Here is a 25772-nt window from a genome sequence, read left to right on the forward strand (position 1 = left end):
GATGTTCACGCGCTATAAAGGAGAAATCCTCACCTTACTAGGCGCTATCGCTTTCTCCTTTAATGGAGTTATTGCCAAGTTAGTTCTAACTTCTGGGCTTTCATCCATGCGCTTAACGCAGGTGCGCTGCGGCGGAGCTTTTATCTTTCTTGGAATTTTTATGTTTATTCGCTACCGCGAAAAATTAAAAGCTAAAAGGCAAGAGCTTCCTTGGCTTTTTGCATACGGAATCATTGGTTTTCTACTCGTCCAGACCCTGTATTTCGTGGCTATCCAGCGTCTTAACGTCTCTGTGGCCTTAATCCTTGAGTTCACAGCCCCAATCTGGATTGTGTTGTGGCTGCGCTTTGTTAAGCACAAGGTTGTTCCACCGCTGATGTGGATTGCGATCTTCTTAGCATTTGGTGGTCTTGTTCTGATTGCCCAGGTTTGGAAAGGTCAAACCTTAGATCCTATTGGTGTTAGCACAGCGCTTTTATGTGGAATTGTTTTAGCTGGCTTTTTCTTACTCGGTGAAAAACTCACAGCCACGCGCGATGTTGAATCACTCATGGTTTATGGACTTGGCTTTGCATCTCTTGCATTAGCAGTTGCAATGCCGCTGTGGTCATATCCCGTAGATATCTTTACCAAATCAATGAATCTGCAGGGTCGCTTTGAAGCATTTGATCTACCTGGTTGGGTATTAATCGCTTGGGTAATAATTATGGGAACAATTGTTCCTTACATGCTCATTCTTAAAGGTTTGAAATTACTCTCTGCTTCCACAAGTAGTGTTATGGGAATGGCAGAGCCGGTATTAGCTGGTGTCTTTGCTTGGATCTGGTTATCTGAAACCTGGAACTTCATTCAATTAGTTGGTGGAGTAACAGTAATAATCGGAATTATCTTGGCCGATAAGGCCCGTTCAGCTGCGCATTAATTAAGCGCCGAAGGAAGTATCTTCCGTAGTTCCAGCTTCGCGTTGTTGTGTCCAGTCTTGTCCACCACCAGGGTTTTGTGGCATGTCATAGAAGCGTGCATAGTGAAGTTGTGCTGAAACTGTGATTGTTCTGGTTGGTCCGTTACGGTGCTTAGCAACAATTAAATCTGCTTCACCTGTTCGGTTTTGCTGGTCATACATATCATCGCGGTGTAGCAAGATAACTACGTCAGCATCTTGTTCGATAGAACCTGATTCACGAAGATCAGAGAGCATCGGCTTCTTATCTGAGCGTTGTTCAGGTGAACGGTTGAGCTGTGAGATGGCAATAACAGGGATGTTGAGCTCTTTAGCCATTAACTTCAAGTGACGAGAGAACTCAGATACTTCTTGTTGGCGGTTCTCAACCTTTTTACCTGATGACATCAACTGCAAGTAGTCGATAACAATGAGCTTTAAGTTATGGCGCTGCTTAAGGCGTCGTGCTTTAGCACGGATCTCCATCATTGAAAGATTTGGTGAATCATCGATAAACAAGGGAGCTTCAGAGATCTCACCCATTCGACGTGCAAGACGTGACCATTCATCATCGGAGAGTGTGCCGGCACGAATGTTATTTAAACCAACGCGTGCTTCGGCTGAGAGCATACGCATGGTGATTTCTGATTTAGACATTTCAAGAGAGAAGATGACAGAGGTTTGTCCTTCATGAATGGAGGTGTGACGGGCAATATCTAGACCTAGCGTTGATTTACCCATTGCAGGACGTGCAGCCAAGATAATCATGTTACCTGGATGGAATCCATGAGTAAGAGCATCAAGATCTTTAAATCCGCTCTTCACACCTTCAATACCAATACCTTTTGAGATTGCTTCAATCTCATCGAGAGCTTGTGGAAGAAGAGTTGAGAGTTGAACGTAATCCTCTGATGCACGGCGCTCTGTTACTGCATAGACCTCAGCCTGTGCTTGATCCACCATGTCATCGACTTCACCTTCTGAGGTGTAACCGAGTTGAACAATCTTTGTTCCAGCTTCAACCAAGCGGCGCATGATTGCATGTTCGCGAACAATCTTTGCGTAGTAACCAGCGTTAGCTGCTGTTGGAACTGAAGAGATAAGAGTGTGAAGATAAGGAGCACCACCAGCACGTGCAATGTCACCACGCTTAGTTAACTCAGATGAGACTGTTACAGCATCTACTGGTTCACCGCGGCCATACAAATCAATAATTGCATCGTAAATTAACTCATGTGCCGGACGATAGAAATCGCGATCGCGAATAATTTCAATAACATCTGCGATTGCATCTTTAGATAAGAGCATTCCACCTAAAACAGATTGTTCTGCAATGAGATCTTGTGGTGGTGTGCGCTCAAAATCTGCACCAATAGAGGAGATGTTTGTATCGCGCGGTGCGCGATTACTAGGAAGTTCTGCGATGCTCACGCGTATAACCTCCCATTAGCCACTGACAAGTGAATTCCTTGTAGGCGTAACTTAGGTGCCAGCACCTCTTATAGGCGAGAAATCATGCGGGGTGATGGGGATAAAGCTGTGGGTAAGTGGGTGGATAAGCGTGTTTTCCTGTGTACAAAGCGGTGGATGAATTGTGGGTAAGTGGTGAGAGGTAACCCCTAATCTGAAAAAGTGCAGGTCAGAGGCGCATCTTTTTACAGTGCGTTGTGCATAAAAGTATTTTTGTAAATCTTAAATCGTGAGATTTAACAACGAATACGCTCGTTAGCTGGATCAAAGAGTGGCTCTGCACATATAACACCCGTGCGCCAATTACCAAAGAACTCAACGTCCACACTTGTTCCAACGCCTGTGTGCTCGATTGGTAGGTAGGCATAAGCAATAGCTTTTTTGATTGTGTAGCCCTGGCCACCAGATTTAATACGCCCAACAATCTTTGATCCAATGCGAATTGGTTCTGATCCAAATGGCACACATGTCATGTCATCAAATGTGATTGCAACTAATTTACGTGAAAGATTACTTTGCGCAGCAATAGCTGCTTCCTTGCCATGGAATTTCTCTTTCTTAAGTGAGACTGCAAAGCCAAGCCCTGCCTCATAAGGATTAGTTTCCGTGTTTATCTCACCTGCCCAAGCGCGATAACCCTTTTCAAGTCTTAGGGATTCGATTGCGCGGTAGCCACAGGCTTTTATTCCCTGTGCTTTACCTGCCGCCATAATCTTTTCCCACAGCTCTAATCCTTGTTCGGTTGGAACATAGAGTTCCCAACCCAGCTCACCAACATAGGTAAGTCTTGTTGCGCGCACTTTAATATCACCCACAGTAATTTCCTGTGAACTCATAAATGGAAAAGCTGCGTGAGAGAGATCTGTGCTGGTTAACGATTGCAAAATCGCTCTGGACTTTGGTCCCATGATTCCAAAGCAAGCAAGTTCCTTTGTAATATTTGTAATCTCAACACCATCAAAGGAATGTTCGCGGCGCATCTTTTCTAACCAACCAAAGTCATGAACCGAAAAGGCAGTTCCTGTGACGATCATGAATTCATTCTCTGCTGTCTGTGTGACGGTGTAGTCAGATTCAATGCCAGCTTTTGAGTTAAGAGCCTGTGTGTATGTTGTTTTGCCAACACCTTTGACAACATTATTTGCACATACATAGTTGAGGAATTCTCCTGCTCGAGCCCCACTTATGCGGGCTTTAGCAAAGCTAGATTCATCAAATAAACCAGCGTTATTACGGGTTGCATAGTGCTCTACTTGCACCGCACTTGACCAGTGATTTCCTAGCCAATCCTTTGGGCGCAGTGCATCGTTGCCAATATTGGTTGCATAGAAATTGACGCGCTCCCATGATGATTTCTCACCGAATACTGCGCCATTTGCTTTGTGCCACTCATAGACAGGGGACATAAATTTAGGTCTAGCTGATTTGCGTTCTTCACTTGGGTAGTGGATGTCGTAGTACTGCTCATAGTTTTCTGTGATGCGCTGCAAAGTGAAATCAGGGGATTCATAAGATGCGCCAAAGCGTTTGATATCCATATGCCATAGATCCATCGTTGGCTCACCTGCAACAACCCACTCTGCAACTACTTTGCCAATTCCACCTGCTCCTGCAATACCGTGGGCACAAAAGCCTGCAGCGACAAAGAAACCACCAACGGAAGTTTCACCTAAGCAGAACTCATTATCTGGTGTGAAGCCCTCTGGGCCATTGATAAAGCTTTTAATTCCAACTTCTGCCATCTTAGGAACACGCTTTTGTGATGCTTCAGCGATATCTGTGAAACGATCCCAATCTTCTGCCAACAATGAGTTATTAAAGTTTGCAGGAATGTCATCAATGTTGTTGTAGTCAGCAGACCAAGCCTTTGATGTGCGCTCATATCCACCCATCAGAAGTCCTGATACTTCTTGGCGGAAGTAAATCAAATTGTCTGGATCACGAAGTGAAGGCAAAAATGGGGCATCTTGTGGCATAAAGTTTTCTGTAATTAAGTATTGGTGACTCATTGGAACAATTGGCACGCGAACATTGACCATGCGTGCTATTTGCGGTGCATACATTCCACCGCAGTTAACAACTATTTCGCATTCAATCTCACCTTTATCGGTGACAACACTGCTGACTCTTCCATTCGTTGTTTTAATCTCAAGGACTCTGGTGTGTGTGAAGATTTGAACGCCTTGTCGTCTCGCACCGGCCGCCAGCGCCATTGCCAGCTGTGAAGGGTCGACTTGGCCATCTGAGGCCATATAACAGGCGCCAACAACACCTTCTAGGTCAATGAGAGGAAAGAGATCTTGAGCCTCTTTAGGAGAGATCTCTTTTAATTCTAAACCAAAAGTTTTAGCCCAACCGATTTGTCTGCGGATCTCTTGCATGCGCTCAGGAGTCGATGCCAACTTAATACTGCCGCACTCACGCCAACTTGGGGGCGTCTCAGTTTGTTGCAGTTTTCTATAGAGATCAACGGAGTGCATATTCATCAGCGTCAGCGTTGGATCTGCGCGCAGTTGACCCACAAGGCCTGCGCTATGGAATGTGGAGCCACTGGTGAGTTCGTTTCTATCCAGCAAAATGACATCTTTTTCGCCAAGCTCGGCTAAATGATAGGCAACCGAAGTTCCGCCCACGCCACCACCAATAATGATGATTTTTGCTCGGGTTGGAACTACTGACACGGCCACATATGAAATGTATCCTGAATGCGTGTCTGACGATAGTGTCCTTGAGCAAGAGTTCGGTGAACGTTTCAATAAAATCGCCCTGCTCAAAGCCCGCACATCTATTAAAGAACTATCCGGGGGATTAACCAATAGAAACTTTCTTATAGAAACTCCTGCCGATAAATATGTGGCCCGAGTCTCTAGTAACTCCTCGAACTTTCTAGCAATCGATAGAGGCTCTGAATTTATAAACACCACAATTGCCGGCAAAGGCGGCGTGGGAGCCGAAGTGTTGGATTACATTCCCGGTGAAGGTTTACTTCTTATTTCCTACATCAGCGGCAAAACCTTTGGGGCAGATGATGTTGCCGCGAACTTGCCCCGCATTGCTACAAGTTTGCGCAACCTGCACGCACTTGAGCCTTTTGATCATGAGTTCAATATGTTTAATACACAGAGTAATTATTTTAAGATAGTAAAAGATCAGGGCTTTAGAGTTCCAGATGGTTATGTGGATTTTGAACCTATGGTTGCGCAAATCAAAAAAGCTTTTGAAGTTCTCTTTGAAGGATTGGTGCCCTGTAATAATGATTTATTGCCAGGCAATTTCATTGATGATGGAAAGAAAATCTGGCTTATTGACTATGAATACTCAGGAAATAACGATGCCTGCTTCGAGATTGGCAACGTTTGGGCAGAGGCATTTCAACCTATTGAGGCGCTAGAAGAGTTAGTCACCGCCTACTACGGCGCACATCGCCCCGACAAAGTTGCACGTGCTTGGCTATGGGCCTTGATGGCAAAGTATGGATGGACTCTCTGGGCATCAATTCAAGATTCAGTAAGTGAGATTGAATTTGATTTCTGGGAGTGGGGAATGTCTAAATACGATTTAGCTAGAAGTGAATTTACAAGTGAGTACTTCAAGAAAGCTTTGGTAGCTGTTACAACGAAATAAAAAAGCCCGCCGCATAAGCGACGGGCCTTCTTACTAAGTACTTTTTATTCTGGGACTACAGAAACTGTAATCTTTGCAACGATATTGTGGCCAAGTGCGACCTTCACATCGTGGTTTCCAGTCTTCTTGATATGTCCGGCGGTCTTAATAGAGTGGCGATCGATATCTAGACCAACGGCTGCCTTGATTGCACCAGCAACATCTTTATCTGTTACTGAACCAAACAGAGCGCCCTTTGCGCCAACCTTTGCCTTAGCAACAACAGTTGCTGACTCAAGCTTGGCCTTGATCTCTTTAGCGTGGTCGATATCGCGTACTTCACGAGCTGAACGCGCACGGCGAATGCTCTGAATCTGCTTTTCTCCACCAAGTGACCATGCAATTGCATTTCCGCGTGGCAACAAGAAGTTGCGTGCGAAGCCATCTTTAACAGTTACAACATCTCCTGCAGAACCAACGCCTGCAACTTCACGAGTAAGGATGAGTTTCATAGTCAGTTCCCCTTATCGCGCTGTTGATGTGTAAGGAAGTAGTGCTACTTCACGGCTGTTCTTTACCGCAGTTGCGATTGAACGCTGGTGCTGTGTGCAGGCACCTGTAACGCGGCGAGCGCGGATTTTGCCGCGATCTGAGATGTACTTACGAAGGGTCGCAATATCTTTGTAATCGATATAGGTGACCTTCTGCTGGCAGAAGCTGCATGGCTTCTTCTTAAATTTCTTATTCAGGGCAGCGGCTTTTGCGCCCTTATTCTTCGGTTCACGAAGAGTCTTGTTATTTCTTGCTCCCATTGTGGTGCTCCTTTTCGGGCCCTAGTTATGAACTAGGAATGGATGGATAGGTTGGTTTAGAACGGTGGCTCGTCGGTTGTTGAGGATGCTCCCCAACCTCCGCCGCTTGGCGTAGATGAAGCTGCTGCCCAAGGATCTTCGTTAAATGAATCAGCTGCAGCAGGTGCAGAGAATCCGCCACTTGTTCCGCCAGCGCGTTGGGTCTTAGTGACCTTTGCAGTTGCGTTACGTAGTGATGGTCCGACTTCATCAACTTCTACCTCAAAGACAGTGCGCTTTTCGCCTTCTTTAGTTTCATAAGAACGTTGCTTCAAGCGACCAGAGAGAATGACGCGCATTCCTTTTGTCAGTGACTCTGCAACATTTTCAGCTGCTTGACGCCAGATCTGACACTGAAGGAAAAGGCTCTCGCCATCTTTCCATTCATTAGTTTGCTTATCTAAATAGCGTGGGGTTGAAGCTACACGAAACTTTGCAACCGCTGCACCCGAGGGGGTAAAGCGAAGCTCTGGATCATCGACAAGGTTGCCGATCATTGTGATTGTTGTATCTCCTGCTGCCATAACTATTTCCTCATCTCTACTCGTGGAGTCCGTGCTTAATTAATTATTCTGGGCGAATTACTTTGGTGCGCAGAATTGCTTCATTCAAATTGAGTTGGCGATCCAACTCTTTGATTGCAGCTGGTTCGCAGTTCATATCAATGACTGCATAAATACCTTCGCCTTTTTTCGCAATTTCAAAAGACATTCGACGGCGGCCCCACAAGTCGAGCTTGTTGACGGTTCCACCGCTGTCTTTGATGATCTTGAGATATGTTTCTAGGCTTGGTGTGACTGTGCGTTCTTCAAGTTCTGGATCAAGAATGACCATAAGTTCATAGTGACGCATGCGTTAACCCGACCTCCTCTGGACTAAGACGGCCACGGCATTTCCGTGACAGGAGGGTTAATACTTTCCTCAATCAAACCACCAGGGCCTGATCAAGGAGGTTAAGGGTAAGGCTTAGAGGCCTCAAAGAGTAAATCGAACAGGGATCCCTGTGTATTTCGGGCTGCCAGAGCCCGCTTTATGAGGACCCAGGCCAGGTAGATGGTGGCAGCGATGCGGATCAGTGTGATGGTGGCATAGCCGCCCTGCTGCAGACCAAAAGCTGCGCCAGTGAAAAGAGCTAAGTGTTGCCAGATTGCAACGTGATACAGCGTCTCTGCAATCTGCCAGATCCAAAAAGCATGCAGATCCTTTTTATTAGTAAGTGCAATAACTGCCAGCGGTGTTAACCACAATACATACTGCGGTGAATAGACCTTGCTAGCAATCATCACGATTGCTAAAACGATAAAGGCAACAGATGCCAGAGTGGGTGTGTTCTTTACTTCAAAGAGGAATATTACAAAAGCAGTTAATCCTATGAGTAACAATAAGATTGATAAGTAGTTCAGATTAGCAAGGCCGAGTCCTAAATGATTAAAAGCTAACCATAGTGAACCCCAGTCAGCTTCTCGATCTAAGTTAAGTTTATAGAAGCGCCACCAACCAGTTGGAGTGGTTAGAGCAAAGGGAAGATTAATTGCCAACCAAAGTGCAAACGTGGTTGCAGCATATTTAAAGATCTCTCTGATTTGATTTGAGCGCCAGAGAATAAAGAGAATAGGTAATAACAAAAAGATTGGTAAGAACTTAGTAGAAATTGAAACTGCTAAAGCAATTGAGCTATACAAATAAGCTTTTCGATCAAACCAATAAATTGCCAGCATCATGGTGGCAATTGCCCAAAGATCCCAGTTGATATAGAGGGAGGCAATCATTGCTGGTGCAAGGGGAAGTAAGTAAGTGAACTCAGGTTTTATTCGATAAACGATAAACACAAGCCCAATAAAGAGCAGCGCTAATAGAAATGCATTGAAGTTAAAGTAAGAGATAGGTGAGTGGGCAACAAAAGAAGTTGCATACATAACTAATCCAGTCAGAACTGGATATTCAACTGAGTTGGTATCACTTGCATAGGGCCACTTGTTATCAGCCATTCCTCGCTCACCAAAAAGAGAAGGAAGATCGCTATAACAAGCGTGGATGTATTGACCTGGGGTGGCCCAGTTAGTGTCCTGACAGGGTGAAAACTTAACAAAAGAGAGCAGTGCGGCAAAAATAGCTAGTGCAAGTAATGCCCGCGTGCGCATTGCCATTACGGTTTAGGTTTTTGCTTTCCGCCAGAAGTCATCACAACTGGATCAAGTCCACCGATATTTGAAGGTGCTGGGAAATCCATGACTGGTTCGCCCTTAAGTGCACCCTTCATAAACGCTGTCCAAATTCTGGCTGGGAAAGTTCCACCTGTTACAGAGGTCAATCCACCAATTCCATTAAGTGATTCGGATGCACTATCGCGAAAGAGTGCAACGGAGGCGGCTAACTGCGGTGTGTAAGCACTAAACCAAGCAGAAGCGTTGGACTGAGATGTTCCAGTCTTACCTGCAGCTGGGCGACCTAATGCAAGTGCTGCTGAACCTGTTCCACCGGTAATTGTTCCTTTGAGTGCGTAGGTTAAATCAGCCATTACTTCTTTGCTAAATACTTCCTGTGTCTCTTGCTTTCCTTCATACAAAACGCCCTTGTTAGAACCAATAACTTGGGAAACTAAATAAGGCTTTGACTTAATTCCTTGAGCAGCAAAAGTTGCATATGCATTTGCAACATCAATAACGCGCGGACTTGCAACACCTAGAACAACAGAAGGTGTTGGAATCATTGCAACTGATTCTGGAATACCGGCGCGCCGTGCAACATCAACAACTGCAGCTGGTCCCACTTTAATTCCTAGTGGAACAAAGATGGTGTTGATGGAGTGCTTAGTTGCATACATCAGATCAACTTGGCCCCAACCTTCATCGCCGTAGTTAGAAACAATGTATGGCTTTCCTAAATCATCAAATGTTTGTGGTGAATCACCGTTCCACATTGAGGTTAAAGGAATGCCTTGTTCAAGTCCTGCAATGATTGTAAAAGGTTTAAAAGTTGAACCAGCCAGTGCAATAGATTGTGTTGCATCACTGAGTTGGCGCTGTAAGTAATCCCGGCCACCGTAAAGTGCCACGATTTCACCGGTTCCAGGCCTAATTGCCACTAAACCAATCCGTAAGTTCTCTGGCGCATTAGAAGGATAAAATTTGTTAACTGCATCGACGGCAGATTGTTGCGCTCTTTGATCTAGCGTTGTTTTAATAACAAGGCCACCAACAAGAAGTTGATCTTGGCTAAAACCTAATTTAGCTAACTCTTTAGTAACTGCTTCAATGATGTGACCCTTAGGTCCACTTAACTGTCCTGATGTTGAGCGTGGTGCAATAGTTGGGAACTTCATCTTTGCTGCCGCATCTTTATCTAGCCAGCCAGCTTCAATCATTCCCTCTTTGACGTATTCAAATCGTGCTTGCACACGTTCTAGGTTTCCTTCTTTAAATGCTGGGTCATATAAACCAGGAGAGCGCAAAATAGATGCGATGACTGCAGCTTGTGAATTTGTTAGTTGATCAACGTTACGGTTGAAATACTGCTGGGATGCTGTCATAACACCGTATGAACCACGACCAAAGTAAATAGTATTTAAGTAACTTTCAAAGATTTGATCTTTAGAGAGTTGGTTCTCTAACTTAATAGCGATGACTAACTCTTTAATTTTTCTTTGAATCGTTCGACTTGGTGTTAAAAAGGCGGTCTTTGCATATTGCTGCGTGATGGTTGATCCACCTTGCAGTGAACCACCTCTTAAGTTGTTAACAACTGCGCGCAAGATTCCAGTGACAGAGAAAGCGCGGTTGGAATAAAAACCACGATCTTCTGCGGCCAGAACTGCGTGGCGCACATTGAGTGGAATCTTTGCCAGCGGAACAATCTGTCGGTTCTGGGTTCCAACGCGACCGATTTCTTCACCGTTGGAATATTGAATAATCGTTGACTGTGAATTTACATATGCATTTGCATCAGGAATATCTACAGTGAAGTAAGCCAGAGCGAAAAGAACAGATCCTGCAATGAAGCCAAAGCCGCCTAGAAAGACAGCTGATCTGATCAGGAACTTACGCATTACTTAAGGCTACCTTGTGGCGTAATCCTCGTCCTCCAAGGTGCGTACCTTGCGGGGTGCCTTGCGTTCATGGCCATCACCCAAAATGAATGAGGCGCACAGGTGATTCCAAGAACAACCTCTACACACCTCAACGAGATAGACGCGAAACTCTCCAAACTCGCTCTCCATCTCAGTTAACTCTTTTTCATTCTTAATGCGACCTGAGTATTGACCCAACTGTTCACCGAACGCATATCGAAGTTCAACTAGTTCATTCTTCTTACATACCGGGCAGTTACGGCTCACTTTCTCGCCATGCCACTTAGCTGCACGCATTAAGTAGGGGTCAGCGTCGCACGCATCAACAACACCACGAAAGAGGGCCATCAAAGTGGCACGCTTGTCGAGTGAATAATCGATGAACGAACGTTGAGATCTCATGGGGGTTAAGAATAAACCTAATTAAGCCAGTACGCTCTTCATTATGAGTTTCCTTGGTTTACTCAGACACCCTAGGTTCTCCCGCTTGCTTGCAATCCGCTGGACTGGGCAAGCAACCGATGGCATCTTTCAAAGCGCTTTGGCTTCTTTTGTTCTTTTCTCTCCTGAGCGCCAAGCAAATGCTTTAAATGCAGCCCTTGGTTTTGCAGTTGTCTTATTGCCGTATTCAATCGTTGGGCCATTTGTTGGAACCATCTTGGATCGTGTTTCACGCCAACGTGCATTATTTTTCGCAAACCTTGCTCGAAGTGCCAACTTATTACTCGTTGCCCTCTTTGTTTTTAGTGGAACAACGGGAGTTGCCTTAACTGCTGTTGTTCTCATTGCCTTTGGTATCAACCGCTTAATCCTTGCAGCACTCTCTGCGGGATTACCGTTGCTTATTGATTCAAAATCTCTCATCACTGCAAATGCAACTGCTGTTACCGGTGGATCTGTTTTAGTTGTGGTTGGCGGCGGTATTGGTGTGGGAGTACGAGCAATTACTGATTCATTAGCCATTGCCAATCATGCTGATGCGCTCTTAATTCTCATTGCTAGCGGTGGTTATTTCACCGCAGCGCTTTTAAGTGGCCGGCTAAACAAATATGAAATTGGCCCATTAGAACATGAAAAGAAGAAAGCAAGCTTCATGCAAGGCATTACAGAGATGCGCGAAGGTTTCCAATTCCTGCGCATTCACTCTGATGCTGCCCGTGGAATCTTGGCAACAGCCGTGCACCGCGGTGGATTAACTGCGCTAACTCTTACAGCACTATTGCTTGAGCGAAATTCTTTTAATGATCCTAATTTTCCTGAGCAAGGCCTGAAAGGATTTGGTTTCGCACTTTCATTTGCTGGAATAGGCGTATTTCTTGGCGCATTTCTAGCACCCTACGGTGTCAGAAGAGTTGGTCGCCATCGTTGGATTCGTTTAGCCATTCTTACAAGTGCTGCGTGTCCGTTAATTTTGGCCGCTACACAAACTCAAATTACATTAATTCTCACAGCGTTTTTAGTTTCTTTCTTTGGTCAAAATCTAAAAGTTACCAATGACGCACTCGTTCAATCCAAAATTGATGATTACTACCGTGGTCGTGTGTTTGCCGTCTATGACGTGGTTGTAAATGGTGCAATTGTCTCTGGTGGATTAATTGCAGCGTTGTTGCTTCCAACATCTGGTTTAGGTGCAACTGTTCCGCTGTGTGTGAGTGCGGCTTACCTATTAGTGGGAGTGCGCTTACTTCGCGGATCGGTCTTTCCACCAGTTAAGTAGTGCTTCGGTAGCTTTTTCTTCACCGATTTGTCCTTGTTCAAGACGTAACTCCATAAGAAAATCCATAGCTGCGCCGACATCTCGTGAAGGTTTTAACTTCAATAACTGCATAACCTGTTCACCATCTAGATCTGGGCGAATCTTTGAGAGCTCTTCTTGCTCCATAAGAACTTCAATACGTGCTTCAAGTGAGTCATAAACACTTGCAAGACGCGCAGCCTTTGTTTTATTGCGAGTGGTGCAATCAGCACGGGTAAGTACATGTAGATGAGTCAGTAAATCACCGGCATCTCGGACATATCTGCGAACGGCAGAATCAGTCCATTCTCCATCTCCGTAGCCATGAAAGCGCAGGTGCAATGTAGTTAAAAGCTCAACAGCTTCAACTGTGTCACCATCAAAGCGAAGTTCAGATAAACGCTTTTTAGCAAGGCGAGCACCCACTACTTCATGGTGATGAAATGAAACCCCGCCGCCTTCTATGAAGGCACGCGTCTTTGGTTTTCCAATATCATGGAGAAGTGCGGCAAGGCGAATAACAAGGTTAGGACCACCTAGACGATCCTCATGTTCAATTGCTTGTTCAAGCACTGTAATTGAATGCTCATACACATCTTTATGGTGGTGATGCTCATCAACTTCAAGGCGCAGCTTAGGAATCTCTGGCAGGACTAAATCGGCAAGGCCAGTATCTACTAATAATGTAATGCCTTTGCGCGGATTATTAGACATGAGAATCTTTGTGAACTCATCGCGCACGCGCTCAGCTGAAATAATTGAAATGCGATGTGCTAACTCTTTAATTGAAGCTAGAACAGCAGGTTCGATTTCAAAATCTAATTGAGAAGCAAAACGCGCAGCACGCATCATGCGAAGTGGATCATCATTAAATGAATCATTAGGTAGGCCTGGTGTGCGCAGAGTTTTTTCTGCTAAATCTTTTAAACCATTAAATGGATCAATGAACTCAGGCTTATCAGTAGTTAACTCCAACGCCATTGAATTAACAGTGAAATCACGACGTGATAAATCACCGTTGATATCTTTGCCATATTCAACTGATGGTTTGCGTGAATCAACATCGTAATGTTCTGTTCGATACGTAGTTACTTCAACGGTTGTTTCACCACGTTTGCCTGCAACAGTTCCAAATGCAATGCCGGTATCCCAAACATTTTCTGCCCATTCATTTAAAATCTTTTTTGTTTCTTGTGGCAAAGCATTTGTTGTGAAATCTAAATCATTACCGAGTCTGCCTAAGAGCGCATCGCGCACAGGTCCGCCAACCAATGCCAAAGTAAAGCCCTTGGCTTTAAAGGATTGCGCTAGTGAACTAGCCAGCGGGGCTCGTTCAATAAGTGAGCGAATGGCTAACTCGCCCGCGGCTCCTAATGCGTTACTCACAATAAGTAAGGTTAGAGCAGTACCCTTGCTCCATGATCCCGGCACCTGGTGCGGGCAGCGAAGGTACGAAAAAGAAGCGGAAGCGGAAGCGCCCCGCTAACCGCGGCCCCCAAACACAGAGTTCTTCCAACCCTGAAAAAACTCCTCACCCAAAAAACAAACGTCCTTATGCCAAGCGCGTGGATGAAGTCAGCGCTGGCGGATTAGTTATCGATTCCTCTGGCACACAAGGCTTATTAATTGGTCGAATCGATCATAAGGATTCAACTGGAAAACGTATTTTGTGGTCATTGCCAAAAGGTCACATAGAAGAAGGTGAAACTCCGGAACAAGCTGCAATCCGTGAGGTAGCAGAAGAAACTGGAATTACATCTTCTATTACTAAATCTTTAGGTGTGATTGATTTTTGGTTTATGGCTGGCGGCAAGCGCATTCACAAAACTGTGCATCACTTTATGTTTACTGAGGTGAGCGGAGAGCTAACTCCGCAAGTCAGTGAAGTAGATGAAGTCTCTTGGTTCCCATTGGCTGAAATCGTGGATCGCTTGGCCTATCCAGATGAAAAGAAGCTCATCGCAAGAAGTGGTGAGTTGAGCGCATGAGAAAACTTATAGGTTCACTACTTACCGCATTCTTCTTACTTGCACCGCTTTCACCTGTCCAAGCAGATTCGACAGTAGTTCGAATCGTTAGCCCGGCGCATCAAACCTTTACTGGTGAATTTAGAAATGATGATTTGGCACAAGAGTTAACACCATCAGGAAGATTAGGCCAATTGGTATATGTCTCGGCTTCACGTTCTAAAATTTGGGTTATCGATCCAGCTCTAATCGATGAAGTTGTTGCGATGACTGGTCAATACAAGTTAGCAACTGATGCCGAGCCTCTTGGTTCCAAAATTGCTGTTGATTGGCTAACTCAGTTACAGAAAGTATCTAGAGCAAATGAAGTTGTTGCACTTGCATATGGAAATCCTGATGTTGCTCTTGCTACTTCTTTAGCACCAAGTGAATTAAAGATGTATTACACATTTGGAAAATCACAGTTGCAGGTTGCGTTGGGACGTATTGTGCGCAGTGAGCCAGATGGTGGCTGGAGCACAGGTAAATCAAAGCTCACCCCGGTGTTAAAAAAGAACTACAGCGATAGCCGTAAGGCCCTGACGCGCTTATCGCGCGCTGTTGAAGATCCAGAATTGATGTTGATGCGAGCCCAATTAAGTCGTCTTTTATCGCCATCGTTAGATAAAGATTCACGTGACTATTTCTCATACAGCGCAAAGGTTGCTGTTGATGCCCAAGTTCGAAAGTTACGTATCAATCCAGGTAAATATCAAGTGACAACTGAATCAGCAAAACTGCCAGTAACAGTAATTAATGAGTTTGCAGTTGATGTCATGGTCAATATTGAAATGACGCCAATGAATACAAGAGTGGTTGTTGAGAACTTTGCTGGTGTCGTTGTGCCGGCTAACTCCAAAAAGCAGTTAGAGCTCACCCTGGGTGTCATCGCACCAGGGGAGACTACAATTTTTGCCCAAATCACCGATGCTACGAGTGTGGATGTCGTGCCGGCATCTATTCTTCAGATTAATTCAACAGTTATTGATAAACGTGTGACATGGTTTACCACGGGAGCAGCCATCCTGCTCCTACTTGCAGCTGTTGCTCAAAGTGTTCGCCGAGTGAGAAAGGGGCGCAAAGATGAAATCTAATGAACTCTTCCGCGCCTCAGGAATCATGGCACTTGGCACAATCATCTCTCGCATTACAGGATTTATTCGCGGCATCTTAATTGTTGCTGTTCTTGGTACAGCGTTGCTTGCAGATACTTACAACGTTGCTAACACCATGCCTAATATTTTGTATAACTTACTTGTTGGCGGTGCGTTAACTGCAATCTTCATCCCACAACTAGTGCGCTCATTTGATCATGAAGATGGCGGAGATGGTTTTGCTTCACGCTTAATTACAACAATTTCAATTATTTTATTTGTTCTAGTTGCTGTTGGAATGTATTTTGCGCCTGCTCTAGTTCGTCTTTATGCACCAGAGTTCTTCACAACAGGCTTTGAAACCGAAAAAGAGATTGCAATTGCATTTACTCGCTATTGCTTGCCTCAGATCTTCTTCCTAGGCCTATTCACGATGCTGGGACAAGTAGCAAATGCCCGTGGTTCCTTTGCCCCACTCATGTGGGCACCAATAGCCAATAACATCGTTGGAATAGTCTTATTTGGCGCCTTCCTTATCTTTGCACCCTCAGTAAGCATCGCCAACATTTCAAATATCCAAGTGCAGATCTTGGGATGGGGAACTACGTTGAGTGTGGTTGTCCAGGCGATGGTTTTGGTTCCAGTGATTAAGAGACTCGGAATAAAGCTGCGCCCACAGTGGGGCGTAAAGGGACTTGGTAAATCATTTGGTCTAGCTGGCTGGACTTTGATTTATGTTTTGATCTCACAGCTTGGCTATTTAGTAACAGTTAACGTTGCTACAAGTGCTGCTGTGCGAAGTGCACAAGAGGGAATAGAGCGTGGTGTTGGATACACGCCTTATACATTTGCTTACTACGTCATGTTGTTGCCGTATTCAATCGTGACAATCTCGATCATCACAGCCATCTTGCCTCACATTTCGCGACTTGCCTTAGAGAAGAAAGCTGAAGAAGTACGTGAGCAATTAGTTAGAGCAATTCGACTTGTTGGTGTTATTACGATTCCAAGTGCAGTTGCATTCTTACTATTCGGCCCACTTATTACTTCAGTTCTCTTTATTGGAATTCCATTAGAAGACTCTAGATATATCGGTTATGTCTTATCTGCATTGAGTTTTGGTCTAGTTGCATTTTCTATTAATTTGATTCTTATTCGTGGCTTTAATGCCTTTGAAGATACTCGCACACAAGTAATTTCAATATTGATTATTAACATTATTGCTGTTGGACTTTCATACCTTTCACTTGCCACACTTCGCAACCAGTGGGTGACAATAGGTTTAGGTGCAGCGTTCTCAATCTCATATTTGCTTGGTTTGTTAGTTACTTTGTCGCTACTCAAAAAACACACGGGGAAGATTTCTTTGAAAGATTTCGGTGGCCAACACCTTCGTCTCTTTGGTGCCTCCTTTGGTGTGATGTTGCCTCTCTTCGCGCTAACGCAATATCTAGATTGGGTTGGCGTTGAAATGAGCCAAATAGCTAGAATAGGAGAGTTAGCAGTTGTTATGGCTGCGGCTTTTATTGGTTATTTGATTGCAGGTAAAGCCGCTGGTGTTGAAGAAATCACAATGATTAGACATCTAAAGAACTCTGTTTTGCGACGTCCTGGCGCAGCGGAATAAAGAAGATAAGTTACGGGTTATAGGGAGCAGATATGAGTGAAGTTAGAGATGTTGTAATTGTTGGATCAGGCCCAGCTGGATACACAGCTGCCATTTACGCATCTCGCGCACAGTTAAACCCAATAATTTATGAGGGTTCAGTAACTGCAGGCGGTGCACTCATGAACACAACTGAAGTTGAAAACTTTCCTGGATTTATTGATGGTGTGATGGGTCCAGATTTAATGGACAGCATGCGAAAGCAAGCAAAGCGCTTTGGCACAGAGTTGATCACTGATGACATTGTTGAAATGGATTTATCGGGTGAGATCAAGATTTTGAAAGATGGTTCAGGCAATACCGTTAAAGCAAAGTCAGTAATTCTTGCAACAGGTAGTGCATATCGCGAAATTGGTTTAGTAAATGAAAAGCGTTTATCTGGTCACGGTGTTTCTTGGTGTGCTACGTGTGATGGTTTCTTCTTCCGCGGACAAACTATTGCAGTTGTTGGCGGAGGAGACTCAGCAGTTGAAGAAGCAACATTCTTAACTCGTTTTGCTGAGAAAGTTATTTTGATTCACCGTCGAGATTCATTGCGCGCATCAAAGATCATGGCAGAGCGTGCCGCTAATAATCCTAAAATTGAATTCCTGTGGAACTCTGAAGTTATTGATGTTCTTGGTGCTGACAAAGTTTCTGGTCTAAAGATTAAAAACACAGTTGATGGATCTGAATCAACATTAGATGTCACTGGTTTATTTGTTGCTATTGGACATATTCCACGCAGTGAGTTAATTATTGGCCAAATCGATCTAGATTCAGAAGGCTATGTAAAGGTGGAAGATCGATCCACTAGAACAAATATCAAGGGCGTCTTTGCATGCGGTGACTTGGTCGACCACACCTATCGCCAGGCAATCACAGCAGCTGGTTCTGGCTGCGCCGCAGCGCTAGATGCTGAAAGATTTCTCTCAGGACACTAAAGTTCTCAACCTAAACACACACATCAAGGAGTAATAAATGGCCACGAGCAAAGTAACTACAGCAACATTTGATGCTGAGGTTTTAAAGAGCAGCACGCCTGTATTGGTGGATTTCTGGGCGGAATGGTGTGGCCCATGCCGTGCTGTGGGACCAATTCTTGAAGAGATTTCAGATGAATATGGTTCAAAGCTAAAGATCGTAAAGCTCAACACTGATGAAGAGTCAGCAATTGCGATTAAGTATGGAATTTCATCGATTCCAACTATGAACGTCTTTGTTAACGGCGAAATTGTGAAGACAATTGTTGGAGCTAAGCCAAAGCCTGCAATGTTGAAGGAACTTGAAAGCTTTCTCGCCTAAATAAAATGCCAGAGCTTTCTGAATCCGAGATTCGATCTTTTCAACAAGCCCGTGGCTTAAGCGTCACGGGTCTTGTTGATGAGGTCACTGCTCGCGCACTTGAAGAAGCGCAGTGGAAACTGGGAGATAGATCGCTCAATCTGCAAGAGCCACCATTAATGCGTGGTGATGATGTTGCTGCATTGCAATCGAGATTGACTGAAATGGGTTTTGATTGCGGGCGAGTGGATGGAATTTATGGTCCCCGCACCGAATTAGCTGTTAAAGATTTTCAGAAATCTGTTGGTGCAACCGCTGATGGTAAATGTGGTCCTGCAACAATCATTGCTCTTATTCGTTTAACCAAAATTGTTTCTGGTGGTGCGCCATCTATTTTGCGTGAGAGTGCAAATCAAAAGAACCGCGGACCAGCACTTGCTAATAAAACAATAGTTTTAAACCCAGATGGTGATGATCCACTTGTTTATGATGTTGCAGTTCGTACAGAAGGTCGTTTGCTTGCACTCGGTGCTTCTGTTTTCTTAACTCGTGGTGCAACTAATAATCCCAGTGAAAAAGAACGTATAGCTTTCACAAATAACAGCAACGCTGATTTGATGATTTCACTTCATGAAGATAGTTATAAGAATGAAAACGCGCATGGTGCTGCAACTTACTTTTATGGCAGTGAAGCACATGGCGTGCACTCAATTGTTGGAGAACGATTTGCTTCACTAGTTCAGCGCGAGATATGTGCTCGCACAGATTTTGCTAACTGCCGCACACATGCCATGACATGGGATTTATTGCGCTTAACTAAAGCACCAGCAGTTCGTATTGATTTGGGTTATAAAACTAATCCTGGCGATATTGGCCGTATGTCCCGACCAGATTTTCGTGATGTGATTGCAGAAGCCCTTGTTATTGCAATTCAGCGCCTCTATTTAGCTGCTGAAGATGATGCAAAAACAGGAACTCTGCGTATTTCTGATCTGCGCAAAGCCGGTATCCGTCGCTAATAAGTGCTCGGCTACGTGCCGGCATATGGGAGACTTAAGCCATGTCTGAAGTAACGCCACGTTTTGCAACCGGAGCGCCTCAAAATCTAGAGGAGCGCTTTGCTGGGCGTGCTGCGCATATGCAACCAAGTGAGATTCGCTCACTCTTTGCTGTTGCATCTAGACCTGAAATTGTTTCTCTTGCTGGTGGAATGCCAAATCTTTCAGCACTTCCAATGGGAATGATGGCTGATGTTGTTCAAAAACTTATTTTAAATAACGGCCAAGAGGCTTTGCAGTATGGAAGCGGACAAGGACATCCAAAACTTCGCGAACAAATCTGTGAAGTGATGGCGCTAGAAGGAATTCGCGCTAATCCTGATGATGTTTTAGTAACAACGGGTTCCCAGCAAGCTTTAGATTTAATTTCACGTATCTTTATTGATCCAGGCGATGTTGTTCTAGCTGAAGCACCTTCATACGTTGGAGCACTTGGTACTTTCCATCAATATGAAGCCAAGGTTGTTCACGTTGAAACCGATGATTTGGGATTAGTTCCAGATGGTTTACGTGCTGCGATTAAGAGCGTTAGAGCATCAGGGCGTCGAATTAAGTTCCTCTACACAATCCCGAACTATCAAAACCCTTCAGGAGTTCTACTGCCTGCAGATCGCCGTACTGAAATCTTAAATATCTGCCGCACAGAAGGCATCTTTGTTGTGGAAGATAACCCTTATGGCCTGCTTGGCTTTGATAAGCCTTCGCCAAACGCTATGCGCGCTGAGGATTCAGAGAATGTTATTTATTTAGGCTCTTTTTCAAAGACGATTGCTCCCGGAATGCGCGTGGGTTGGGCGCTGGTGCCACCATCTCTTAAAGAGAAGTTAATTATTGCCAGTGAATCCTCAATCTTGTGTCCTTCAAATTTTTCACAGTTAACAATCTCTAGTTACTTAGCAGATCAACCATGGCGCGATCAGATCGCATCATTTTGCGATCTTTATAAGGTGCGTCGCGATGCAATGCTTGAATCATTAGATGAGCACTTTCCTGTAACAGCTAAATGGACAAAGCCTGGCGGTGGTTTTTACGTCTGGGTTACTTTGCCTGAAGAAATCGATACTAAAGCGCTCATGCCAAAGGCGATTGTTGCCAAGGTTGCCTATGTTCCCGGTACAGCGTTCTACGCAGATGGTTTTGGTTCTTGGTCAATGCGTTTGTCATATTGCTACCCAACACCAGAGCGCATCCGTGAAGGCGTGAAAGCTTTGGGTGGAGTAATTAAGACTGAGATGGCTCGCCGCGGCGGAAACCAACTTAATTAATTATTAATTGCCTTAGCAATTCGCTTTAAATCCTCAGCTCCAGCAAATTCAATAACAATTGTTCCCTTTTTCATGCTGCCTTGAATGGAAACTCGTGTGTCTAGTGAATCTCCCATGGTGTCAGCAATTTCTTGAAGTTCAGGGCTTGCAGACTTTGTTGCCTTTAACTTCTTTGCACCTTTTCGCTTAGGAGCCCCAGTTGAAATGATTTCCTCAGTTGCACGCACGCTCAAACCTTCAGCGACAATTCGCGCCGCTAGTTTTTCAATCTCACTTGAATCACTAAGACCCAAAAGTGCGCGAGCATGTCCAGCGCTAAGTGCACCGGTAATAAGTTTTTGTTGAACTACAGTTGGCAAGTTCATTAAACGAATGGTGTTTGAAATTAACGGGCGTGATCGTCCGAGCTTTGCGGCAAGCTCATCATGTGTGCAGTTAAAGTCTGTAAGAAGTTGTGAATAGGCCGCTGCTTCTTCAAGTGAGTTAAGTTGGCTGCGATGGATGTTTTCGATCAACGCCTCGCGCAAAAGTTCATTATCTGGAGTTTGGCGAATAATTACCGGAATTGTTTTTAATCCAGCAGCTTTAGCTGCGCGGAATCTGCGCTCTCCCATAATAAGTTCATAAGAACCATCTTGTTTCTGTCGAACAACAGGTGGTTGCAAGATGCCGATCTCTTTAATAGATGCGGTTAATTCATTGAGTGCATCAACATCAAAGTGTTGACGTGGTTGACGTGGGTTAGGAGATATCAGATTGACATCAATTTCATTTTGAGTTGCAACTTCTTGCCCAGCAACAGTTAATGATGTTGGAATCAATGCATCTAGGTTTGTTCCGAGTCCTCCACGACGTGCCATTATGCAATCTCACCTTCGCGCTTGTAATTAATTGAAACAACATTTGAATCAAAAGGTTTGCCGCGCTCTGCTAATTCACGGGCAATTGACATATAGGCAATGGCACCTGGTGAAGATGCGTCATATGTCATAACTGTTTGATTAAATCCTGGTGCCTCTGAAACTCTCACAGCACGTGGAATAGGAATATCAATTAATTCATTTGGATAGTGTTTGCGAATCTCATCTGCAACATCATTAGCAAGTCTCGTTCTGCCATCAAACATTGTTAAAACAAATGTTGAAAGTTTAAGTGATGAGTTCAAACGCTTCTTAACTAATTCATATGTCTTTAATAGTTGTGATAAACCTTCAAGTGCGTAGTATTCACATTGAATAGGAATTAACATTTCTTTTGCAGCTGTTAGCGCGTTAATTGTTAACAGACCAAGTGATGGTGGACAATCAATAAAAATATAATCAAGTGGCTCTCCTGCTGCAATGCGTTGTGTTGCTAACTCATCAATGGCATCTTTTAATCGCATCTCACGTGCAACCATTGGAACTAATTCAATCTCTGCTTGTGCAAGTGAAGTATTTGATGAAACACATTCAAGTGAAGGAAAACCTTTAACTTTTTGTATTGCTTGCGACATTGTTAAATCGCCCATGAGAACTTCATAAATTCCGGCGTTTTCTAGGTGCTCTACCCCCAGGGCAGTTGAGGCATTTCCTTGAGGATCTAGATCAATAACTGCCACCCGAAGGCCGCCCATGGAAAGGGCTGCAGCTAGGTTGACTGTGGTGGTGGTTTTGCCGACCCCACCCTTTTGATTAGCTACCGTGATGATTCGAAGGGAGGCTGGTTTTGCCATCGCCTCCTTGAGTCGGCGAACGCCAATAACCTTCTTTGTTTCACGTGAATCAGTCACGTGGGCTAGTTAAGCACCTTTGCGCACTTCTACTATGCGTCCAAGCTCAATGCCGTCAAGATTTACCTCGTGGAGCATGGCTTTTGGCACAGATTTCATCTCTTCTTCGGCAGATTTACCCTTAATGGCCATCAGTGAGCCGTTGGTCTTTAAAAGGTGCCAGCTCATTTTCTTCAACTTCTCTAACGGGGCCACTGCCCTAGCTGTTACATAGTGGGCAGTTGTGCGCACATCCTGGGCCTGGCCACGGATAACCTCAATATCAAGGCCTGCCACTGCCTCTTTAAGGAACTCAACTCTGCGCTCAAGGGGCTCAATGAGAGTGACTTTGAGATCTGGACGGGCCAGAGCGATAACGATTCCAGGCAGACCTGCCCCTGAACCGATATCAAAGACTATGGAGCCCTCTTTGAGCAGGGAGGTTACGGGCAGGCAGTTAAAGATGTGGCGATCCCAGATCTTGTCAGCTTCCCGGGGGCCGATTAATCCACGCTCAATTCCAGCGCTTTCAAGGAAAGCGGCATAGGCGTGAACCCGATCGATATCAGGGAAATATCGCTCGATCAGGGTTTCACGTGAAACCTGCATTTACGCTGGATAGATAACGACGTAGCGGTTTGGGTCTTCCCCATCAGATTCGCTACTTAGGCCTAGCTCTTGGATTGTGTCGTGGATGATTTTGCGCTCAAAGGCGTTCATTGGAGCTAGTTTGATTGAAGCGCCAGTGGTCTTTGCCTCTTCGGCCATCTCGTTGGCAAGCTTTGTTAACTCCTTGCGGCGGTTAGCGCGAAAGTTATCGATATCAAGCATCAGGCGTGAGCGATCTCCCGTAGCGGTCTGAACCGCTAGACGGGTGAGCTCTTGAATAGCATCTAGGACTTCACCTTCACGGCCAACCAAGTGGTTGAGCTTTCCACCAACGATGGCCAGTGAGGCACGGTCGTTTTCAACGTCAATATCGATGTCGCCATCTAGATCTGCGATGTCGAGTAGGGCCTCTAGGTAGTCAGCGGCGATATCGCCCTCTTCTTCAAGCTTTGCTACACCTTTTACAGGCTTTGTCTCTGCTACTTCTTCTACCTTTTCAACAACTTCTGCTTTTGCCTTTGCCATGTCGCTCTCCCAGTCGGGTTTGTAGTGAATTAATACTATTTGTACTGATTTGTCCTATTTCTTCTTCTTCTTTTTCTTAGGTTGGTTTCGTTGCCCTTTAACTTCTTCAGTTGGTGGGGCCACATCTGTTTCAGGTTCTACTACCCCGCCTTTATGGTTGCGCTTTTTTTGCAGCTCTTCATAGGCAGGTGATCCTGGTGTTGGGTTTCGCTTAATGACATAGAACTGTTGTCCCCATGTCCAAAGGTTTGTTGTTGACCAATAAATTAAAACTCCGACTGGAAAGTTAACACCTGTGATTGCAAAAATTACTGGGAACGCATACAACATAATCTTTTGCTGTTGCAACATCATGTTGTTGCTTGAATCCATCTTTGGCATGCCCTTCATCATTAACTGACGTTGGGTTGTGAAAGTTGTGAGTGACATAAATGCAATCAAAAAAACCGTAACGATCTTTACGGTTGTTATATCTGAACCTAAAAATGTTTGAGAAATTGGTGCGCCGAAGAACTCAGCTTGGGCTGCACTGACAACATCTTCTTGTGACAACACACCATGTTTAACTGGTGGGTTCTTACCAATACCGTTGAGAACAGTGAAGAGTGCAAAGAAGATTGGTGCTTGGGCAAGGATTGGAAAACATGAAGCTAATGGGTTTGTTTTGTGCTCTTTATAGAGCTTCATCATCTCTTCTGATTGCTTTTGGCGATCATCTTTATACTTCTTTTGAATCTCCTTCATATGTGGTTGAAGGGCGGTTAATGCACGCTGGCTTTTAATCTGCTTAACAAAAAGTGGGATCAAGATAATACGGATGATGATTACAAGACCGATGATTGCAAGTGACCATGACACACCGCTCTCTGAACCAAACAAAGGTGTGAGTAAATCGTGGATGTTGACGATAACCCAAGAAACAGCGATATATAAGGGTTTTAAGATGCTATCCATTAACACTTACCTTCTCTTTCGAAACTACGTAGTCAACTCCGCCATGTGACCATGGGTTACACCGCACTAAACGCCAAGCGCTCATTGCAATTCCTTTTAAGCCATATGTTTCAATTGCGGTGACCGCATAGCTTGAACATGATGGGTAGTACTTGCACCGTGGTGCTAGTGATGGTGAAATCCATTTTTGATAAAACTTGATAGGTGCAGTGATAAGAGTTCTCATTTTGTGGCCGCGTGATCTTTGGCTTTGCGAACCAGGTTAGCCACAACGGTTGCAATCTCTGATTTGCAATCAGCCTCAGCTGAGTTGTTAAGTCCACGGATCACCAAAAGGGATCCGGTTGGAAGAGATGCGTAGTTATCAAAAATACAGTGGCGGATTTTTCGAGCTAGGCGGTGGCGAGCAACTGAGCTACCAACGGCTTTGCTAATAATTAATCCGGCGCGGGCAGGTTCATCAAGTTCACCTAGATATAAGTAGCCGACAAAGTTGGTGGATGAGTATCGGATCCCACTCTTTGTTGCGCGGGCAAAATCCCCGCTCTCGGTTAAACGTGCGCTTTTGGCAAGCACAGGAGTTTTCCTTAAAAGTCTTTAAGCAGAAAGACGCGCGCGGCCTTTTGCACGGCGAGCTGCAAGAACAGCGCGACCTGCACGTGTGGCCATACGGGCACGGAAACCATGCTTCTTGGCACGACGACGGGTATTAGGTTGGAAGGTGCGCTTTGTCATGTCAAACTCCTAAATAATTAAAATCTACTGCGGGCCAGAAATACGGGGGAAGCAAGGAGGTAACGGTAGAGGTCTGGGGATAAGCCGGTCAAACTCAGATCTAGGCTCACCCCCTTCGCCTCATACTGTGGATAACCAGTTGCTTTTTTTCCCAATCCGCTCTACTTTTACGCCCTCCTCCA

The 25772-nt window shown here is 44.8% G+C and carries 28 protein-coding genes; 10 read left to right on the plus strand and 18 right to left on the minus strand.

What is annotated here, in order from left to right; all coding sequences use genetic code 11:
• Position 1 precedes the first annotated feature (1 nt).
• Entirely contained in the window at positions 2-922 is a 921-nt protein-coding gene (locus A7sIIA15_RS06900; protein WP_095686390.1) for an EamA family transporter, read from the plus strand.
• Here the strand turns inward: A7sIIA15_RS06900 and dnaB are convergent, their stop codons facing one another.
• Positions 923-2371 carry a replicative DNA helicase gene (gene dnaB, locus A7sIIA15_RS06905; protein WP_095686391.1) on the minus strand — a complete coding sequence of 483 codons (1449 nt, stop codon included), beginning with the start codon at positions 2369-2371 and terminating at the stop codon, positions 923-925.
• A gap of 275 nt (positions 2372-2646) precedes the next feature.
• Entirely contained in the window at positions 2647-5097 is a 2451-nt protein-coding gene (locus A7sIIA15_RS06910) for a GcvT family protein (protein WP_095686392.1), read from the minus strand.
• A gap of 22 nt (positions 5098-5119) precedes the next feature.
• Between A7sIIA15_RS06910 and A7sIIA15_RS06915 the strand changes: the two genes are divergently transcribed.
• Entirely contained in the window at positions 5120-6034 is a 915-nt protein-coding gene (locus tag A7sIIA15_RS06915; RefSeq protein ID WP_223298256.1) for a phosphotransferase, read from the plus strand.
• 44 nt (positions 6035-6078) lie between these two features.
• Here the strand turns inward: A7sIIA15_RS06915 and rplI are convergent, their stop codons facing one another.
• The 7 genes from rplI to A7sIIA15_RS06950 all read right to left on the minus strand — a co-directional run bounded on the left by rplI (position 6079) and on the right by A7sIIA15_RS06950 (position 11332).
• Positions 6079-6525, minus strand: coding sequence for a 50S ribosomal protein L9 (rplI, locus tag A7sIIA15_RS06920; RefSeq protein ID WP_018225530.1), 447 nt, complete (start codon positions 6523-6525; stop codon positions 6079-6081).
• 12 nt (positions 6526-6537) lie between these two features.
• Positions 6538-6825, minus strand: a complete 288-nt coding sequence (gene rpsR / locus A7sIIA15_RS06925; RefSeq protein WP_017955783.1) for a 30S ribosomal protein S18 — start codon at positions 6823-6825, stop codon at positions 6538-6540.
• Between the two features lie 56 nt (positions 6826-6881).
• The gene (locus A7sIIA15_RS06930; RefSeq protein WP_095686393.1) at positions 6882-7388 is read right to left on the minus strand and encodes a single-stranded DNA-binding protein; all 507 of its coding nucleotides are present in this window, start codon (positions 7386-7388) and stop codon (positions 6882-6884) included.
• Between the two features lie 43 nt (positions 7389-7431).
• Positions 7432-7716 carry a 30S ribosomal protein S6 gene (rpsF, locus tag A7sIIA15_RS06935; protein ID WP_017955785.1) on the minus strand — a complete coding sequence of 95 codons (285 nt, stop codon included), beginning with the start codon at positions 7714-7716 and terminating at the stop codon, positions 7432-7434.
• A gap of 101 nt (positions 7717-7817) precedes the next feature.
• Positions 7818-9011, minus strand: coding sequence for a mannosyltransferase (locus A7sIIA15_RS06940; protein ID WP_095686394.1), 1194 nt, complete (start codon positions 9009-9011; stop codon positions 7818-7820).
• Entirely contained in the window at positions 9011-10909 is a 1899-nt protein-coding gene (locus A7sIIA15_RS06945) for a transglycosylase domain-containing protein (protein WP_095686395.1), read from the minus strand. Before A7sIIA15_RS06945 ends, A7sIIA15_RS06940 begins: the two co-directional genes overlap by 1 nt.
• Positions 10910-10918: 9 nt before the next feature.
• Positions 10919-11332, minus strand: coding sequence for a DUF5318 family protein (locus tag A7sIIA15_RS06950; protein WP_095686396.1), 414 nt, complete (start codon positions 11330-11332; stop codon positions 10919-10921).
• Between the two features lie 85 nt (positions 11333-11417).
• Between A7sIIA15_RS06950 and A7sIIA15_RS06955 the strand changes: the two genes are divergently transcribed.
• Positions 11418-12647 (plus strand): MFS transporter, encoded by a 1230-nt coding sequence (locus A7sIIA15_RS06955; protein WP_095686397.1) that lies wholly within the window; start codon positions 11418-11420, stop codon positions 12645-12647.
• Here the strand turns inward: A7sIIA15_RS06955 and A7sIIA15_RS06960 are convergent.
• Positions 12612-14051: a CCA tRNA nucleotidyltransferase gene (locus A7sIIA15_RS06960; RefSeq protein WP_095686398.1), complete on the minus strand. Its 1440-nt coding sequence runs from the start codon at positions 14049-14051 to the stop codon at positions 12612-12614. The two genes, A7sIIA15_RS06955 and A7sIIA15_RS06960, sit on opposite strands and share 36 nt — an antisense overlap.
• A gap of 32 nt (positions 14052-14083) precedes the next feature.
• On the opposite strand from A7sIIA15_RS06960, the gene A7sIIA15_RS06965 reads away from it, so the two are divergent.
• Genes A7sIIA15_RS06965 through A7sIIA15_RS06995 form a run of 7 tightly spaced genes read left to right on the plus strand, consistent with a single transcriptional unit; the run spans position 14084 to position 21017 of the window.
• On the plus strand, positions 14084-14653 hold the full coding sequence (locus tag A7sIIA15_RS06965; protein WP_095686399.1) for an NUDIX hydrolase: 570 nt from the start codon (positions 14084-14086) through the stop codon (positions 14651-14653).
• Positions 14650-15765 carry a DUF6049 family protein gene (locus A7sIIA15_RS06970; RefSeq protein WP_095686400.1) on the plus strand — a complete coding sequence of 372 codons (1116 nt, stop codon included), beginning with the start codon at positions 14650-14652 and terminating at the stop codon, positions 15763-15765. The genes A7sIIA15_RS06965 and A7sIIA15_RS06970 overlap by 4 nt, the downstream gene beginning before the upstream one ends.
• Complete coding sequence (gene murJ / locus A7sIIA15_RS06975; protein ID WP_095686401.1) at positions 15755-17392, plus strand: murein biosynthesis integral membrane protein MurJ; 1638 nt, start codon at positions 15755-15757, stop codon at positions 17390-17392. The genes A7sIIA15_RS06970 and murJ overlap by 11 nt, the downstream gene beginning before the upstream one ends.
• Positions 17393-17424: 32 nt before the next feature.
• Positions 17425-18354, plus strand: coding sequence for a thioredoxin-disulfide reductase (gene trxB / locus A7sIIA15_RS06980; RefSeq protein WP_095686402.1), 930 nt, complete (start codon positions 17425-17427; stop codon positions 18352-18354).
• A gap of 37 nt (positions 18355-18391) precedes the next feature.
• Positions 18392-18715, plus strand: a complete 324-nt coding sequence (gene trxA, locus A7sIIA15_RS06985) for a thioredoxin (protein WP_017955795.1) — start codon at positions 18392-18394, stop codon at positions 18713-18715.
• Positions 18716-18720: 5 nt separating this feature from the next.
• Positions 18721-19713, plus strand: coding sequence for an N-acetylmuramoyl-L-alanine amidase (locus A7sIIA15_RS06990; protein ID WP_095686403.1), 993 nt, complete (start codon positions 18721-18723; stop codon positions 19711-19713).
• Between the two features lie 41 nt (positions 19714-19754).
• On the plus strand, positions 19755-21017 hold the full coding sequence (locus A7sIIA15_RS06995; protein WP_095686404.1) for an aminotransferase-like domain-containing protein: 1263 nt from the start codon (positions 19755-19757) through the stop codon (positions 21015-21017).
• Here the strand turns inward: A7sIIA15_RS06995 and A7sIIA15_RS07000 are convergent.
• Genes A7sIIA15_RS07000 through rpmH form a run of 8 tightly spaced genes read right to left on the minus strand, consistent with a single transcriptional unit; the run spans position 21014 to position 25590 of the window.
• On the minus strand, positions 21014-21877 hold the full coding sequence (locus tag A7sIIA15_RS07000; protein ID WP_190279140.1) for a ParB/RepB/Spo0J family partition protein: 864 nt from the start codon (positions 21875-21877) through the stop codon (positions 21014-21016). The genes A7sIIA15_RS06995 and A7sIIA15_RS07000 overlap by 4 nt on opposite strands.
• Positions 21877-22788, minus strand: a complete 912-nt coding sequence (locus A7sIIA15_RS07005) for a ParA family protein (RefSeq protein ID WP_095686406.1) — start codon at positions 22786-22788, stop codon at positions 21877-21879. Before A7sIIA15_RS07005 ends, A7sIIA15_RS07000 begins: the two co-directional genes overlap by 1 nt.
• Positions 22789-22797: 9 nt before the next feature.
• Positions 22798-23376 carry a 16S rRNA (guanine(527)-N(7))-methyltransferase RsmG gene (gene rsmG / locus A7sIIA15_RS07010; protein ID WP_018225514.1) on the minus strand — a complete coding sequence of 193 codons (579 nt, stop codon included), beginning with the start codon at positions 23374-23376 and terminating at the stop codon, positions 22798-22800.
• Positions 23377-23901 carry a Jag family protein gene (locus A7sIIA15_RS07015; RefSeq protein ID WP_095686407.1) on the minus strand — a complete coding sequence of 175 codons (525 nt, stop codon included), beginning with the start codon at positions 23899-23901 and terminating at the stop codon, positions 23377-23379.
• Positions 23902-23955: 54 nt separating this feature from the next.
• On the minus strand, positions 23956-24855 hold the full coding sequence (gene yidC / locus A7sIIA15_RS07020; RefSeq protein ID WP_095686408.1) for a membrane protein insertase YidC: 900 nt from the start codon (positions 24853-24855) through the stop codon (positions 23956-23958).
• Entirely contained in the window at positions 24848-25081 is a 234-nt protein-coding gene (yidD, locus tag A7sIIA15_RS07025; RefSeq protein ID WP_095657827.1) for a membrane protein insertion efficiency factor YidD, read from the minus strand. Before yidD ends, yidC begins: the two co-directional genes overlap by 8 nt.
• Positions 25078-25431: a ribonuclease P protein component gene (gene rnpA, locus A7sIIA15_RS07030; RefSeq protein ID WP_095686409.1), complete on the minus strand. Its 354-nt coding sequence runs from the start codon at positions 25429-25431 to the stop codon at positions 25078-25080. The genes yidD and rnpA overlap by 4 nt, the downstream gene beginning before the upstream one ends.
• Before the next feature lie 21 nt (positions 25432-25452).
• The gene (rpmH, locus tag A7sIIA15_RS07035) at positions 25453-25590 is read right to left on the minus strand and encodes a 50S ribosomal protein L34 (RefSeq protein ID WP_017955805.1); all 138 of its coding nucleotides are present in this window, start codon (positions 25588-25590) and stop codon (positions 25453-25455) included.
• Positions 25591-25772: the final 182 nt, after the last annotated feature.

The organism is Candidatus Planktophila vernalis, assembly GCF_002288185.1.
GTDB lineage: Bacteria > Actinomycetota > Actinomycetes > Nanopelagicales > Nanopelagicaceae > Planktophila > Planktophila vernalis.